This window comes from Aureivirga marina, from assembly GCF_015767265.1.
GTDB classification, from domain to species: domain Bacteria; phylum Bacteroidota; class Bacteroidia; order Flavobacteriales; family Flavobacteriaceae; genus Aureivirga; species Aureivirga marina.
In genome coordinates this window covers 87,323-101,332 of the sequence record NZ_JADPIB010000009.1, presented here as the reverse complement: position 1 = coordinate 101,332, position 14,010 = coordinate 87,323, and the positions used below count along the sequence as shown (strand labels likewise).

Annotated in this window: 14 protein-coding genes and 1 tRNA gene; 10 read left to right on the top strand and 5 right to left on the bottom strand. The window is 26.6% G+C overall.

Translation table 11 applies throughout. From position 1 onward, the window contains the following. Positions 1–1,169: 1,169 nt before the first annotated feature. The 3 genes from I1A51_RS16180 to I1A51_RS16170 all read right to left on the bottom strand — a co-directional run bounded on the left by I1A51_RS16180 (position 1,170) and on the right by I1A51_RS16170 (position 4,254). Positions 1,170–3,182 carry an eCIS core domain-containing protein gene (locus I1A51_RS16180; protein WP_196895830.1) on the bottom strand — a complete coding sequence of 671 codons (2,013 nt, stop codon included), beginning with the start codon at positions 3,180–3,182 and terminating at the stop codon, positions 1,170–1,172. Positions 3,183–3,318: 136 nt separating this feature from the next. Further along, positions 3,319–3,546, bottom strand: a complete 228-nt coding sequence (locus I1A51_RS16175; protein WP_196895829.1) for a hypothetical protein — start codon at positions 3,544–3,546, stop codon at positions 3,319–3,321. A 228-nt stretch (positions 3,547–3,774) separates the two neighbouring features. Beyond that, positions 3,775–4,254: a hypothetical protein gene (locus I1A51_RS16170; protein ID WP_196895827.1), complete on the bottom strand. Its 480-nt coding sequence runs from the start codon at positions 4,252–4,254 to the stop codon at positions 3,775–3,777. 407 nt (positions 4,255–4,661) lie between these two features. Between I1A51_RS16170 and I1A51_RS16165 the strand changes: the two genes are divergently transcribed. From I1A51_RS16165 to I1A51_RS16145, 5 genes are all read left to right on the top strand, one after another. Beyond that, positions 4,662–6,854, top strand: coding sequence for a restriction endonuclease subunit M (locus I1A51_RS16165; RefSeq protein WP_196895825.1), 2,193 nt, complete (start codon positions 4,662–4,664; stop codon positions 6,852–6,854). 5 nt (positions 6,855–6,859) lie between these two features. Then, complete coding sequence (locus I1A51_RS16160; protein ID WP_196895823.1) at positions 6,860–8,281, top strand: restriction endonuclease subunit S; 1,422 nt, start codon at positions 6,860–6,862, stop codon at positions 8,279–8,281. After that, positions 8,281–9,396: a hypothetical protein gene (locus I1A51_RS16155; protein WP_196895821.1), complete on the top strand. Its 1,116-nt coding sequence runs from the start codon at positions 8,281–8,283 to the stop codon at positions 9,394–9,396. Before I1A51_RS16160 ends, I1A51_RS16155 begins: the two co-directional genes overlap by 1 nt. Before the next feature lie 108 nt (positions 9,397–9,504). Next, on the top strand, positions 9,505–10,050 hold the full coding sequence (locus tag I1A51_RS16150; RefSeq protein WP_196895820.1) for a hypothetical protein: 546 nt from the start codon (positions 9,505–9,507) through the stop codon (positions 10,048–10,050). A 204-nt stretch (positions 10,051–10,254) separates the two neighbouring features. After that, positions 10,255–10,323 (top strand) — tRNA-Met (locus tag I1A51_RS16145). 98 nt (positions 10,324–10,421) lie between these two features. On the opposite strand, the gene I1A51_RS16140 is transcribed toward I1A51_RS16145, so the two are convergent. Then, positions 10,422–10,958: a hypothetical protein gene (locus tag I1A51_RS16140; protein WP_196895818.1), complete on the bottom strand. Its 537-nt coding sequence runs from the start codon at positions 10,956–10,958 to the stop codon at positions 10,422–10,424. A gap of 404 nt (positions 10,959–11,362) precedes the next feature. Between I1A51_RS16140 and I1A51_RS16135 the strand changes: the two genes are divergently transcribed. From I1A51_RS16135 to I1A51_RS16115, 5 genes are all read left to right on the top strand, one after another. Next, complete coding sequence (locus I1A51_RS16135; RefSeq protein WP_196895816.1) at positions 11,363–11,707, top strand: hypothetical protein; 345 nt, start codon at positions 11,363–11,365, stop codon at positions 11,705–11,707. After that, positions 11,682–12,107, top strand: a complete 426-nt coding sequence (locus tag I1A51_RS16130) for a hypothetical protein (protein ID WP_196895814.1) — start codon at positions 11,682–11,684, stop codon at positions 12,105–12,107. Before I1A51_RS16135 ends, I1A51_RS16130 begins: the two co-directional genes overlap by 26 nt. Next, entirely contained in the window at positions 12,100–12,270 is a 171-nt protein-coding gene (locus I1A51_RS16125; protein ID WP_196895812.1) for a hypothetical protein, read from the top strand. The genes I1A51_RS16130 and I1A51_RS16125 overlap by 8 nt, the downstream gene beginning before the upstream one ends. Positions 12,271–12,444: 174 nt before the next feature. Then, positions 12,445–12,729: a hypothetical protein gene (locus tag I1A51_RS16120; protein ID WP_196895810.1), complete on the top strand. Its 285-nt coding sequence runs from the start codon at positions 12,445–12,447 to the stop codon at positions 12,727–12,729. Positions 12,730–12,741: 12 nt separating this feature from the next. Then, a complete protein-coding gene (locus I1A51_RS16115) occupies positions 12,742–13,026 on the top strand; it encodes a hypothetical protein (protein ID WP_196895808.1) in 285 nt (94 codons plus the stop codon). A 208-nt stretch (positions 13,027–13,234) separates the two neighbouring features. Here I1A51_RS16115 and I1A51_RS16110 read toward each other — a convergent pair whose 3' ends face one another. Then, positions 13,235–13,984: a helix-turn-helix domain-containing protein gene (locus I1A51_RS16110; RefSeq protein ID WP_196895806.1), complete on the bottom strand. Its 750-nt coding sequence runs from the start codon at positions 13,982–13,984 to the stop codon at positions 13,235–13,237. Between the last annotated feature and the right edge of the window lie 26 nt (positions 13,985–14,010).

The following is a 14,010-nucleotide window of genomic DNA, read 5'->3' as shown; positions in this document are numbered from 1 at the left end:
TTAGACCTATAACTTTTATTTTTTTCAATCTACTTTCATCTATACAAAGGCATTTCTACTTACCGTTTTACCTCACTTTACATGTTGATTATAAGCCTTTTTTATATTAAAAGACTTATTCAATTTCTTATAATATTAATTTTTCTGTTTATCTTCTCATTATATTATATTCTATCCTAAATTGATTATTATATCATATAAAAATTAATATAACGTTTAAACCTATTGTTTATGATTTTTAAATAGAATTTGTCCTCTATTTTTGAGCATATTTATCTATTTTCTTAATTATATAAATTAAGTTTTAAATTTATTTTATTAATTCTCTTTTATTTATTTTAATTATTTTCTTTATATCTCAAATTAATTATTATTATAAATTATAAAACTATAATAATAGCTGTTATTATTAAGTAATAAAAAACCCGTTCTAATGAACGGGTTTAAATTTGTTTTAAGGAATATTTTCAATTATACTTTGAAGATATATTGAAAACATTTTAACAATTACTAAAACAGATATTTTTTTTATTATCTTTGTAATTGACCATTTGAATACTTTTTGAATCATATTCAAATTGGTTTTTTTGATTGTTTTTTTAAAAAACTTGTTCATTTCAATTCGTTTTTTTAAAAAATTATATAATCATTTTTAAAAGCTTTGTATTGCCGTACAAAGCTTTTCTTACCTCCTTCAAATGTACAATCTTATTTTAAAATACAGTTACGAATTAAGTATATTTTTTTAAAAACAACGTATTTTTTACTATAAAACAGACTTAACATTTACACTTAACACATTATATTAGCGAATTAACTAACAATTCCATACTTACATATAGGGTTAGCATAGTGACCTATCCTTTTATTTTACTTCATAGGTTGTCCTTGATACTATCATTACATAAGATACCATAATGACTTTGCTTTTAAGTATAGTCATAACTGAATACTATAACTTAAAGCGGTAGTTTAATAACCTATAGAGTATTATTATATAAGCATTCATTATACTCCATGGCATTTAATAATTTAATTCTTCTATATGGATATATTTGTTTATTTAATTTCTACTCTAAATTGTATAATAAAAAAGCCACCCAATAATGGATGGCTTTTAATTTTAGTTTTTATTAAAGAAGATGTATAAACCCTCATATATCCATATTCTATAATTTATCCATTTCAGTATCTGAATTAGCACCTCTAGAAATAGTTTCATCTTTTTTCAAATAACCACTTTTATCGCCAAGACGACTTTTCACCGCAAAAAATAAGCCTAATACTTTACGTCTCCTTACTTCCACATTTTTGGCTATTTTCTTTAAATCATTTTCTATGTTAAATTTCAAAATCGTTCCATTTGTTTGGGCATATTTTTGATCTACCCTTTCACTTGCAGGCACTTCTAAAATATCACTCTCTTTTGCTAAATTTTGTTGGTTAATTATAGTCAATGCTTTATTTAAATTTATTAATGATTTTCCTACCTCTGAACCAAGTTCTTGATGATATATTGGAGAACTTCCTATCCCACTTCCTTGTGAACCATGAAGTTTGTCTGCATCTTCAGAATCAATAAAAGAAATTAAATCTTTACTTGTTGGATGGTGATTTTGACTTACTTTACCTCCTAAATCACTATGACGAGTCACTGATTTTAATACAATATATTGTGTTGCTATATTTGTGTAACCTTGATAACTTAAATGAGTCATAACTTTTCCATCACTTGTTTTTGGTAATTCTTCTGGATGTTCTAAATCATACAAAACTCTTTCTGCTGTCTTACTTGTGATTAATTGCTCATGTTCACTTCCTGCTCTTACATAAGTATCTGTATAGTATTTTGCAGCTGTAGGTATTTTAAATAAAGTTATGAGTTCTCCTCTATATATATCCCATTTCCCTCCACTATCAGATGGATGTGTAATAACTTCATTTAATGCATTTCTTACTTTACCATGCATACTATTTCCTGATATTCCTTCAGCATTTATAATTGATTTGATTTTATCAGTAAGAGATTGATCCACAACTTTTGAATCTTCTGAAGGAACACTTTCCTTATTTAAACTGAAATATTTTACTGCTGTAAATTTAGGCCCCCCATTAGAAAAACTTGGAAATAATTCATCATTTTTACGAAGTATTAGGATTGATTCTAATATTTGATTCCAAGTTAAACTTTTTTTTTCTAGAATGTTAATTAGATTTTCCTTAGATATTACATCTTTCGATGCAAAATTTTCTTTAATGGCTTTTAAACAGATAATAGCTCTTTCCCCTGGTTTTTTTAATTTCTTTTTATAATAATCTTCCTTCTTAAGAAATTCTTGATTCTCCAACCATTCAATTGCCCATAAATCCCACTCTGAGCGTTTTGGTAAAAGATTAAATTCATTTATAAGAATCTTAATATATTCTAGATTAATTTTATAAGTTTCATCTTCATCAAAATGTTTAAATCCTGTGTCAAGCAAAAAACCCCATATAAATGCTGCTTTATTTTCATCATGTGTTCCTGGAATATCTCTACCATCAATATAAATAACTGTTCTTTGAATAGGTAAAGAATTAGTTGAGTTAAACTTTTTTAAACTTTGCGCATCTTTTCCTTTAGTAGAAAAAGCTAAAGCTTTAGCCCCCATTAAATCTGCTTCTTTTTCTAATCCAGCATCATCATTAATATTAACCTTTCCTTTCATTTGAAAAGTAGGTTTAACTCTATCTTGTTTCTGCTGAACTACATGCCAAGCTTCATGAGGTAAATGTTTTTCTTGTCCTGATGCAATATGTATTTGGTTTCCTTGAGCATAAGCGTGAGCCTTTAATTGAGCAGGTTTATCGGAATTATAATGCACTTTTACATCATCCATAGAATACCCTGAAAGATTTTCTATTCCAGATTTTAAATTATCAGGTAAACCTGTATTATTTTCTTTTTTCTGAATAGATGGTTGTTTTTTAGTTGAATTATTATTAATAATAGACTGTAATTGAGCTGTCTTTTTAACTTGTGGACTATTATTAACCATCTCATATAACTTTTTTTGAGCAACTACTTCAGGTCTATTGTCCATAAACTGAAAAGTAGATTCTCCACTACCCTGCATTTGACAAACAGCATTCAAAATCGATTTACTCTTATTGTCTTGTGTTTTTTCAGTGCGAGTATTCATAATTCATTAATTTTCAGAATTTGGTTAAACACTTACATTAATTTAACAATTAATTACCTTATAATCAACTATATAAATACAAAAAACCATCCATAATGGATGGTTTATAAATTTTAGCGTTTAGATAAATCTTTCATCATAGTTGTTTATTTTTTTTAAATTTTTCTACTTGAAGATTTAACTCTTCCAATTTAGATTGCCAGTACTCTAAATTTTTAAATCTGTTATTATACACCTCTGTTCCTGGTGTTGCTTCTTCAACTCTTTTTGTGTAGATATTTATATTGTTATTAATTTTTGATTTATCAACACGAGTGTTTTTGTGTGCAACTGTGTGTATATCTGTTAGCTCCTGTCTAGACAAGGATTGCAGCTGTGTTGTTTTTTTGTTTTCAGCTGTTTTTTTGTCTGTTTTTTTGATTGCTGAAACATCAAAACCAATTTGCTTTTGTTTCTTTTTTGAGTTTAAAAGATAATTTTCATTTGAAATTAATGTTGGAGTAGGAACTACAAAATCTTGAGAATTCGTATTCTTTAAAGAATAGTAGTAGATTGCTGTTTCACTTAGCTCTGAATGAGTTCTATATTTATACTAAGCAATATAAAACATGAGTGGAAAATAAAGGAATTGCAAAATAACCGCCACTAATGCAAGAGTATTTCCAGTAAGCTTAATTTCTTGTTTTTGCTTGTTTATACTCTGTTTATATTCTGTTTTTGCATCTGAAACTGTTTCTCTATTTTGCTTTTCAACTTCTGCAATTTCTTTAAGCATTTTTTCTTCTATTTGGTTTGCTCTTGAAATCTTAGAAAGATATTTCTGTTGATTTTTATTAGAGATTTTTCCTTTCCATAATTTAGTTTTTCTCCATTCTCTTGCTTCCTGTTTTTTCTTGTTTATTAGCTGTGTATATCTGTTTTTAATGCTTTCTGTTTCTAAAAGAGAAGGATCATTATAAACAATTTTCTTAGCAGTTTGTTCAGGAAAAGTATAACCACCTTGATAAGATGCAAAAACAGCAAACCCAGAAATTACAATAGAACAGAATCCTGTTGCTATTATTTCTCCCAAATAATTATTTGTAGTGTGATAATGTTTTAAAAGTTTATAAAGATGAAAATGGTGATTTTACTCAAAATTATGTTTATGCTAATAAGAATCGTTATCAGGAAAAAGGATTAAATGAGTTAAAGTATTTGATTTTTGAGAAATGTTTAATAAAAAAGAAAAATGCTAATTCTAATATGGATTTTGAATATATTTTAGGGTAAAAGAAATCAAGATTGATTAGTTTGTAATTAAAAAATTGTATTTCTTCTGAAATCATTACCAATATCTATCTTTTCTATTCTAGAAAAAATGATAAAAATTCAATATATAAAACATTATACAATCTATTAATTGAAATTAAAATTTACACTTTAAACTTATTGGTATTATTGTATTTTTGTTTTACCATTTAGAAAAATATCATATTCATGGATATAATTGAACAAGGAATAGAAAAAGGACTTATCAGATTTGATGAGGATAGAAAAAATATTTATTATATACACCAAGATAACAAACGTAGAAATTACAACAACCCTGAAGAAAAAGTTCAAGCAGAAGCTTACTTAAAACTTGTTTTAAACTATGGTTATTCTACTAATAGAATAATACAATTTAAATCTGTAACAATGGGTGCTTCTATAAAAGAAGTTGATATTGTGGTATATAATGATGATGAATGTACACAACCTCATATTGTAGTTGAATGTAAAAAAGAGGATATTTCTGAATTAGAATTTGAACAAGCAATAAAACAAGGTGCAAGCTATGCGTATGCTCTTTCTGGAACTGTGAAATATCTATGGGTAACTTCAAAAATTAAAAATGAATCTTTTTTAATTGACAAAGAAAGTGACGAAAGACAAACTATTCCAGATATTCCTAGATATGGTATTACAGAAATACAAAAATACAAATATGTCAAAGGTGGTAGAATTGGAAGCGAAAAAGCAACAAACGACATCAAGGAAAAGTTTTTTGAATTAGAAGTAATCAGTGAAGAAGATTTAACAAAAGCATTTAAATCTGCTCATAATTCACTTTGGGCTGGTGGTGAATTAAATCCTTCAGAAGCATTTGATGAATTAGATAAACTAATTTTTTGCAAAATATGGGATGAAAAAAATGATAAAAAAATTGGAGATCCTTACGATTTTCAAGTTTTTAACGAACCAATCCCTAAGCATGCAAGCAAAGAACAAAAACTAAAAATAGAAGAAAAAATCACAAATGATTTATATAATCGTGTAAAACGTTTATATTCAATTGGAAAAAAAGAAGACCCTGAAGTTTTTAAAGATAATATTAGATTATCTCCACAAAAAGTAAAAACGGTAGTTTCTTATTTAGAATCTATAAATCTAAACGAAACAGATTTAGATAGTAAAGGTCGAGCTTTTGAAGTTTTTTTGGGTAGTTATTTCAGAGGGGATTTTGGACAGTATTTTACACCAAGACCAATCGTAAAATTTATAGTCAATTCTTTATCTATAAATAATAAATCAAAGGTATTAGACACTTCTTGTGGTAGTGGTGGTTTTTTACTTCACGCTTTAGATAAAGTAAGAAAACAAGCCGATAAAATGGCAGAAGAAGGTTATTTTGATAAAAATATACCTTCAGACTTCGAAAAATGGAAGAAACATTGGCACAGTTTCGCATCTAATAATCTTTTTGGAATTGAAATAAACGAACAAATTGCTAGAACTGCTAAAATGAATATGATCATTCATGAAGTTGGACAAACAAACGTGATTTCTTCTGATGGTTTATTACGTGCAGATGTTATTCAAAAAAATACAGGAAATAAAGGTTTTGAATATGGTACTTTTGATTACATCATTACCAATCCACCTTTTGGTAGTTCAATAAAACAAACTGAAAAAGCATATTTACACCAATATAGTTTAGGTAATAAAGATGTTAGTTGGTTAGATACTAAAAACTCAGCTGTTAAAGGTCGTACAAATCAAAGTACAGAAGTTTTATTTATAGAGCAATGTCATAATTTCTTAAAAGAAAACGGTTTTTTAGCAGTTGTAATTCCTGACGGAATATTAACTAATAGTAGTTTACAATATGTTCGAGACAATATTGAAGAATGGTATAAAATAATTGCAGTGGTTTCTTTACCACAAACAGCTTTTGCACATACTGGTGCAGGTGTAAAAAGTTCTGTTCTGTTTTTAAGAAAATGGCCAAAGAATATTACTGAAAAATATCAAACATTAAAAGCAGATTTACAAACTAAAATTAAAACTGAAAACAATTATTTAGAGGAAGTTACACGAATAGAAAGAGAAAAAAAAGCAACTATAAAAAACCATACTGGTTTTGAAAATACAACAGAAATAGAAGACAAAAAAGAGCTTGAAAAAACAGAGTTATTTAAATCTTGGAAAAAAGAAACTGGAGAAAGTTTTAATCAACAAATTATTGATCTAAGAGAAGATTTAGCAGATAAATACATTGCTTTAAAACAAGAAATGTTAGATGATTACTCAATATTTATGGCAATTGCAGAAGATATTGGATATGATGCAACTGGTAGAGAAACAGGAAATAATGAATTAGAATTAATTGAAACAGAATTAACTCGTTTTATCCAAAATTTAGATTAAATATTATGGCAGAATTTAAATTAAGTGATAAAGTCAATCCTAATAAAGTTTTTATTCTTAAAACTTCTGAAATTGAAAAAAGACTAGACCCTTTTTATTATATACCAGAAATTAAAGAGCTTGAAAAAAAGGTTAGAACAAAAGATATAAAACCACTAAGACATTTCGTTAAGAATGTTTCAAGTGGTGCAACACCCAAAACAACAGAAAAAGAAAAATATTACTCTGACAAAGAAAATGGAATACCTTTTCTACGAGTTCAAAACCTATCTCCTACAGGGATTTTAGACTATGAAGATTGTAAGTATATAAATAAAGAAACACACGAAGGATATTTAAAGCGAAGCCAAGTTAATGGTGGGGACTTGTTAATTAAGATAACAGGTGTTGGTCGAATGGCTGTTGCTTCTGTAGCACCTGATGGTTTTATAGGAAATACAAATCAACATATGGTAATTATTAAAACTGGCAGTAAAGAAGTTAGTACAATTTTAGCTTCTTATCTAAATTCTGATATTGGAGAAAAACTGGCAAGCCGAAGAGCAACAGGTGGAACTCGTCCAGCACTTGATTATCCAGCTTTGTTATCAATTCCAATTTTTTATGATGAGCGTATTTTAACAATTACTAAAGAATCAGTTGACAAAAAAAATAAAAAACAAAAAGAAGCCAAAGACTTATTAGCAAGTATTGATACTTATCTATTAGACGAATTAGGAATTACACTACCAGAAAAAGACAATTCTCTTGAAAATAGAATTTTCACTACCAAATTAAGTGAAGTTAGTGGAGTTAGATTTGACGCAATTAGTGTCAATAATTCATATTTAACTGAGGCCTTAAAAGCTGGAAAGTATCCAGTTAAAAAATTAAAGAAAATCACAAAAAATATAAGAACAGGTACTACTCCAAGTTCTAAACTTAAACCTTATGAAAATAAGGGTATAGTGTTTTTAAGAAATAGTGATTTACAAAACGGTGAAATCACTTTGAAAAATGTTAAATATGTAAAAGAAAGTTTACGCGAACATTTAACATTTTCAACTTACAATGATATAATAATTTGTATTGCAGGTACTGTTGGAATTTCTGCAATAAACAAACAAGATGTGGATATTTCAATCAATCAAAATGTTTCTTCAATAACCATAAAAAAAGAAAAGATAAATATTGAATTCATTAATTATTATTTCAACACAAAGTACAATATTTCAATTGTTAGAGGTTTTTGCTCTGTTGCGACAATTTTATATTTAAATAATGAAAATTTATTTAATATTCCTATTCCAATTCCACCAATAGAAAAACAAACTGAAATAGCAAATCATATAACAGATATAAGAAATCAAGCAAAACAATTAGAGTTGGATGCAGAACAAATAATGATAGAAGCAAAAACTAAAGTAGAACAAATAATCTTAGGATAATGAGTATAGTTAAAATACAAATAAACCATACTAAAAACTTAAGTAAAGAGAATTTGGCTTTTTATTTATATGATTTAATTGGAGAAGAATACAATTTAAGTGAAGAAGATGTAGAAGATTATTTTGAAATTGAAAATGTGTACAAATTACCTAGTAATAATTTTATTAGCATTTTTACAATTGATTTTCCAGAACTATCACATAACAGGGATTTTCAACCAAAAGATACCATAAAATCCTACTTAGATACAATAAATAGTTTAGAAGAAGTAATTAGTTTAGTTAAACTACAAGATGCTTTTTTACAAGAAATTGCAAATCAATATTTCAATAAATTATTCATTATTGAAATGGAATTAAGAAATGTGTTAACCTATATTTTAACTTATGATGAAAAGGCTATTGAGAAAGGAACTTTTAAAGAATTTGGTGTACAGTTAGCAGAATCTTATGACAATAACAATGTTTCCGACAATTATGAAAATGGTTTGTACTATATACTTTTCAATCATTACGCAAGTTTTGGAGAACCTAAGAGATTAAAAACAGACCAAATTTCAGAAATATTACAAGATATAAGTTTATCCGATTTTCAAGAGTTTAAAAAGCGACTTCAACAAAGATATATTTCAGAGGAAAGACATACAGAATTTTTATTTTCAATTAAACAGAAATTGAAACCATTAGAAAATATGCGTAATTCTGTAATGCACATTAGAAATCTTTCAGATACAAAAATGGCAAATTTTGATAAAGCAGTTAATGATGCTAATTTAGAAAAAGGAATACAAAGTCTAATCTCGGAATTTTGGAGAGCAGAAAATGATATCTTAAAAGAACTAACTTGGTTATCTTTAGCTGAGAAAGAGTTAGAAAAATACCAGTTAATAAAAAAGGATGAAATTTTATTAATTAATTATCCTATTAATCAATCTTTACCATTACTTAATGATTTGGATGGATATGATAATTTGGGTGATGTGAAAGATTATATTTATGAAGAATTAAAAGACAAAATTGAAATAAATGATTTTATTCCCGAATGTAAAGAACAAATAGATCTTTGGATAGATCAAGTAAAAGTTCTAGAATACAATCAAATCAATATTTCTTAGTATTTCATTGTAACATCTTAAATAAATACAAAAAAGAGCTAAAAGATATTAGCTCTTTTTTATCAGTTATAAAATAATATTATAATTTTGGACTTCAAATAAATTGTTATGAATCAAAAAGAAATTATTTCTGATATTTCTAAAAGACTATCTGAACATCTATTAGAAGAAAATAAAATTTATGAAAAAGAGGCTTCTTTTTTAAATCTATTAATAGGATTATCTTCAGGAAGTTTTATTCTTATCTTTTCTCTAATATTTAAAAATAATACTGAAAAAGTAATATCAAATTTAAATTTAATTACTATTGTAATTTGTTTTATTTTAATGTTAATATTTCTTATATGGCATCAAAGAGCAATTAAAAAAATTTCTTTAGCATATTTCCATCGAAGGTTTCTTTTTGATCTTCAGGAAAATATTCTGATACAACGTGAAGTTGAACTTAAAACAGCAAGCGATATTATTAAATTTAAAGATGCTTTTTTTAATTATAAATATATAGAAAATGAAAAGAACAAAACAGATATTTTATTTCAGATTAGTCTATATCCATATTTAATTCATCGCAAAATAAGTTATTTTTCAGTTATAATCTTATTTATAATTCAATATATTTCTATAGCAAAAATTATACTAACTATTATTAATTAAAATATTTTTTTGAGTTTCAATTTTAAAAATCAATAGTAAAGTCATCTAAATAATCTTCTGGTAGATAAACTTAAATATTTTTCTAAAGTTTTAATGTTAGTATGTCTATTGATTGTAAAATAATTTTATTTTAGATTCTATAGGAGTCTGTCCGAAAAATATCCTTATTAATTTAAAATAAAACAAAAAAACCTATTATTTACAGTAGTTTAAACAAAAAAATAAACCTGACTCATAATCAGGGGGTCGAAGGTTCGAGCCCTTCTGGGTCCACAGGCTGAAATTGTCTATAACCTCTTAGTTTCCTAAGAGGTTTTTCTTTTTTATATCTAAAAGTTTTCTAAATCTGACAAATTGATAATTTTTAAAGTTTAATTATGTGATTTTAAAAATTCCCAATAAGGATCTATTTCTTCACTTTTCAATCTATTATTAGAAATTATTGATTTAACTCCTTTAGTTAGTGCATAACCTAAACCACCAACTGCTACTGGTACAATTGAAATAGCCAAAATTCCAGCAAGCATTCCACCACCAACAGTCGCTCCAATTGCTGCTAATCCTGATGTTATTCCTGCTGCTGACAATCCTACAACTGCTCCAGAAGCTCCAATAGCAGAAGTTATTGTTCCAAATCCTAAAACACCACCACCTAAAGCTCCAATTTTTTCAGAAATCTTTTCTTTATCAGCTTTTGTTAATTTTTTATATTCTTCAAATCCTATAGAAATCATTATACCAACTTGTTTGATCATATTTGAAGTGGCAAATGTTTTTTTAGCAATAATTCTTTTTAAAGTAGCTATTGAACAATTAATTTCTTTAGCAACTTCTTTAATCTCTAATTTATTTTCTTTCATAAATACAGCTAAGAAATGTGGGACATTTTCTACGTTAATTTCATCCATATATTTTATTTTTTAAATTTTCGAAATCCAAAATATTTTTAAAAAACTTAAAATTGAACCTATTAAAACATCTAATTTTTCAAAAAGAAGAAATTAAATCTTTATAATTTCATTAATAAATCATTTTAAGTTTCATTTTATTAATTACTCCAAAATTCAAATTTCTGTTTCACATTTCCTTACGGGAAACCGTAAATAAAAAAAATACTTCTTCTAACCCATTCACAATAAAAATCTTATAGAAAAAAATTTCAAAAAAACTGTAATTTATATTTAGAAAATATATTACATTAGTGTTGCAAAATATTTCAAATAATTAAAAAACAATAATTTGTAACTAAAATTGTAAAAAAAACACAATCATAATGTTAAATTTGAGATATAACAATTTTAAAATTTATACTATGAGAAGTTTTTTACAAATTTTCGTATTACTATGTTTTGTTTTTACAATTCAATCATGTGACAAAGAGGAAGAAATCCAACAAATAGAAAAAGAGCAACATGAAATCAACCAAAATGCAGAACGTAAGAGAGAACACGTGTACTTCTTCTGTGATGAGCATCAAGAAGAACATAACGTCTACCTTAGAGACGGAAGATTATTTCACAATTGGGGAAGATGGGAACAGCCGAATGGAGTTTGGTTTGAATGCGACGAACATAAAGAAAAACATGTCCGCATCTTACAAGACGGAAGAGTCTTCCATGATATTGGGAAAGATGAATTGGACCCAGAAGATTTTTAAAAAAATAAGCCTTAATAACTATATAAAAGCAATGTTGCTAATATTCTTGGCCACATTGCCTTTTATTCATGACATATTTCCAGCTGATAGCACAGAAAGATTTATGGGTTTTAGAAATACTAGAATTTTTCTTTATGCAGCTAATTCAAACATTTTCAGCTTAATTGGATGGTATTTAGTTTTCATTCTTGCTAAGGAAAGAGAATTTAGGTTTGCTATCTTAGTTCCTCTTGGTTTGCAAGCATATCAAACCGCTGGTTATGTTTTTAACATTAAAAAAACTCATTTTTTTGAGTTTGAATTTAAGTTTGCTGCAATAATAATCGCTGCAATCTTTTTCACAATATTATTTTTTAGAGGCAAAACTTTCATAAAAAAACAAAAACTTACAGATGAGTGAAGAAATTGTAAAATCGCTAATTCTATTCAAGAAAGAGAAGAGTAGAATGAGTAAAGAACAAAAAAAAGTTACTGAAAAAAATTTGAGAAAGGAGACGATGTCGATGATGGAGAAGATTATTAATAAAATAGAAGTTATTGGAGAAAACATCAATAATTACTAGACTTTATTATTCTCAAATTTTAATTGATTTCATATAGATTTACATTTAGTTTTTTAAAACTTTTTGTACTTCTATGATGAAACACACACAATTTTGATGTAAAAATTTTATATCAATAAAACACTCATTTCTAAAAAATTGCAATAAACACAAACCAATATAAAATTAAAACCTATGAAAAACACATTAAAATTCCTTGCATTTTTATGCATTGTATTTACTTTACAAAGTTTTGAAAAAGAAAGAAAACACATTTATTTCTTTTGCGAAGAACATCAAGAAGAGCATAACATTTTCCTGCAAGATGGAAGACTTTTTCATGATTGGGGAAGATGGGAAAAACCTGATGGGAACTGGAAAGGCTGTGAAGAACATCAAGAAAAGCACATTCGTATTTTAAAAGATGGAAGAGTATTTCATGATATTGGAAAAGACGAAATAGATCCAGAAGATATTTAAAAATTAAAACCTATGAAAAACACATTAAAATTTCTTGCATTTTTATGCATTGTATTCACTTTACAAAGTTTTGAAAAAGAAAGAGAACACACCTATTTCTTTTGCGAAGAACACCAAGAAGAACACAACATTTTCTTACAAGATGGAAGACTTTTCCATGATTGGGGAAGATGGGAAAAACCAGATGGAAACTGGAAAGGCTGTGAAGAACATCAAGAAAAACACATTCGTATTTTAAAAGATGGAAGAGTATTTCATGATATTAGAAAAGATGAAATAGATGATGATGATATTTAAAAAATAATTTACAATTTGCATTGTTGCTGTTTTTTTGGTGACAATGCATTTTTACATGATTTTTCAAGAATAAAAAAGAAAAAATCAGTGCAAAAATGAAGAAAGAGAAAAATAAGAGATTAGGAGAAAATTGGAAAGATAAAACAGTAGATTTATTCGAGAAATTTATCAACACTATTGAGTTTATAGGAGAAAGCATTAATAATTATTAGATTTTTCTGACTTTTCTATACAAGCTTAATTGCTCTTTTTGTAAATCATTTAAGGAGTCAATATCTAATGAAACCAAGCTCATCACTGTAGAAATTGCATCCAAATGTTCCTTTACATCTTCATCCTTTAGCGAAGCAGAATTCTCATGAAACTTTGTAATAATTTTCTGAAATTTTTCCATCACAGCAAGTGATTTATTTAACTTTTTCATCAAATCATTTGTGGTTTTATTATTCTGTTTTAATTCCTTTCTGATTTCTTTTAAATCTACTTCTTTTTTAGTTCTATATTCTGTAAAAAACTCTAATGGGGTGACTTCGAAAACAGTGGCAAGTTTCTTTATTTCACCATGTTTAATTTTTGAAATATCTTCTTCATAATTATAAAGTGTCTTTTCTGAAACTCCAATTTCTTCAGCAATTTCACCGCGTTTTTTACCACTTTTTTTGATATAATCTTTAATAATGTTGATTTCTTCTATTTCATTTTGCAATTTTTTGATTTCTTTATTTTTTCTTTTTTCATCTACGCGAAGCATTTCCCCTACTTCTCCAGCAGTTAAAATCCAAGCTGGATTTAATTCTGGAAATTTTTCTGCTAAAAGTTCAGCATCATAAGTATCTCTGTAAAACCAGTTTATGATTGCATTTGGCTTTTTTCCTAGAAATTTTGCAAAAGCAGTTTTATTTTTAAAATTAAAATGTTCAATTATTTGATCTAAAATTATTCCTTTCCTTCCTTTCATCATTTTTTAATGATATTTTTTATCAT